Consider the following 2,182-nt stretch of genomic DNA (forward strand, 5'->3'; position numbering starts at 1 on the left):
GGGCGCCACGGGTGGCGCGCGTGCCTCTGCCGGTCGGACCCCCCGCGCCTCCGCGGAGGCCCAGCAGGATCCCGCCGAGGACGGCCAGGACGCCCAGCACTCCGAGCACCGCCGGCAGGATGCGACCGAACGTGTTGAGGGTGTCCGCCGTCTCCTGGGCGGCGGACAGGGTCCGCTCCTGGGTCTCCTCGTTCCACCCGGACTCGAACCGGACGGCCGTCCGGGTGGGCTCGGCCCGCTCCTCCTCCATGCCCGCCGCGTCGTTGACGAAGGCCTCCGCCTCGTCCTGGTCCTCGGCGAAGAACTGGTAGATGTTCTCGCTGCCGTTGATGATCTGACCGGTCTCGGGGTTCACGTACACCGTGCGGGTGTTGGTGTAGAAGCGCCGCATGTCGACCTCGCGCTCCGGGTCACCCGCCAGACCCCACTGTCCCGCGGTCATGCCCTCGCGCCGGTAGCTGGCCAGGACGGCCTCCACGGCGGGGTCGTACCCGTCGCTGATCGACGCGAAATGATCCCGGATCGAGGACCACATGTCGATCGGCCCGAGCTCCTGACGGAACTCGTACGCGTCGATGCCGCCCACGGTGGTCTCACCGACGAAGGAGATCGGGTTGGTGGTGAAGGTGCTGGCGTCGAAGTAGTCGTAGTCCCGCTGCTCGGTGTCGAACGGGAACTTGTACTGCAGTCCCCGGCGGACGAACCCGGCCGGTGCGGTCTCGTCGCCGGCACCGGTGGCGACCAGCTGCAGGGTGCTCACGGCCTCGTCGGTCGGCTCGGCGGTCACCCGGTCCACGGTGACCCGGTCGATCGACGCGTTGACCAGGCCCTCGACCCCGTCCGAACCGGTCTTGTCCTCGCGGAGCAGCGACTGCGCGGCCTGGAACGTGATGACCTCGGAGTCCGACGGCTCCACCGCCTGGACGCGGCGCTGCGAGTAGAGCGGGATGTCGTTGTCGATGAAGCAGGTGACCGGGAACTGGACATCGGCGTCGTCAGCCGCCGGGCCGTCCGGGGTCTCGACGACCTGCTCCTCGTCGGTCGCACCCTCATCGGGCGAACCGCCGGCCGCGTCCTCGTCGTCGCCGTTCGCGCCCCCGGCGCGGCACTCGGGGCGGTCGGCGTTGAGCTCGGTCGGTGTGTTACCGGCCAGCGCCGCGCCGACCAGGACCGCACCCTGCGTGGTGTTGGTGACAGTGGTGGTGTTGATGTCCAGCGGGGTCTTCTTCTGCGTCGGCACCACGAAGAAGACCAGCGCCAGTGCGATAGTGATGAGGAACGCTCCGAGCCCGACGAGGACCAGTGCGGGCACTGACGACCTCCGTCCCGCGGAACTGCTCTGTCGTGCCATCGGTTGTCCTCCTGGAGTCGCCCTGGATCCACCGGTTACCCCCGGGTAGCTTCCCGGGTCGGTCGCCGGACCGGACCATCATCAGGAGAAGATTAACAGTGATGAAGAACGCATTCGCCACCCCCGACCGACAAGTCGGAACTCTCCCGTCCGCCACCGGCTTCGTGCCGGCGTTGGAGGGCTTCCGCGCGGTCGCCGCGATCGCCGTCCTCACCACTCACGTCGCGTTCCAGACCGGGTCCTCCACGGGATCGGCGATCAACCGACTCTGGGGCCGGTTCGACCTGTCCGTGGCCGTGTTCTTCGCGCTCTCCGGCTTCCTGCTGTGGCGGGCCCACGCCCTGCACGCCCGACAGGGCGGACCCGGCACCGCCCGGTCACCGGGGTCCTACCTGCGCTCCCGCCTCGTCCGCATCATGCCCGCCTATCTCGTCGTGGTGGCCACGGTGTTCCTCCTCATCCCCCAGAACGCTCGCACCTCGGCCTCGACCTGGATCGCCAACCTGACCCTGACGCAGGTATACGTCCCCGACTCGCTGGTCGAGGGCCTGACCCACGCGTGGTCGCTGTCCGTGGAGATGTCGTTCTACCTCGTTCTGCCGCTGCTGTGGTGGGCGCTGGCCGGGCTCCGGGGCCGCGCGGCGCGGTGGCGGATCCCGACGATCGCCGCCGTGGGGGTACTGAGCCTGGCGTGGGCTCTGGTCCCCTGGTACGAGCTGGGGCTACCCGAACGGGTCAACGACCAGATCCTGCCCCCGGCGTTCGCCTCCTGGTTCGCGGCGGGGATGATCCTCGCCGAGCTCGCCGCCGCCCCGCCCGGTCGGCTGGCGG

At 69.9% G+C, this 2,182-nt stretch carries 2 protein-coding genes; one reads left to right on the plus strand and one right to left on the minus strand.

What is annotated here, in order from left to right:
• Window positions 1-1,351 (minus strand): DUF3068 domain-containing protein (locus G6019_RS16295; protein ID WP_194305840.1); only part of this gene is annotated, 1,351 nt, incomplete at its 3' end.
• A gap of 101 nt (window positions 1,352-1,452) precedes the next feature.
• Here G6019_RS16295 and G6019_RS16300 point away from each other — a divergent pair.
• A partial coding sequence (locus G6019_RS16300) for an acyltransferase family protein (RefSeq protein ID WP_182628050.1) occupies window positions 1,453-2,182 on the plus strand: 730 nt, incomplete at its 3' end.

Source organism: Dietzia sp. DQ12-76 (assembly GCF_014145045.1).
GTDB lineage: Bacteria > Actinomycetota > Actinomycetes > Mycobacteriales > Mycobacteriaceae > Dietzia.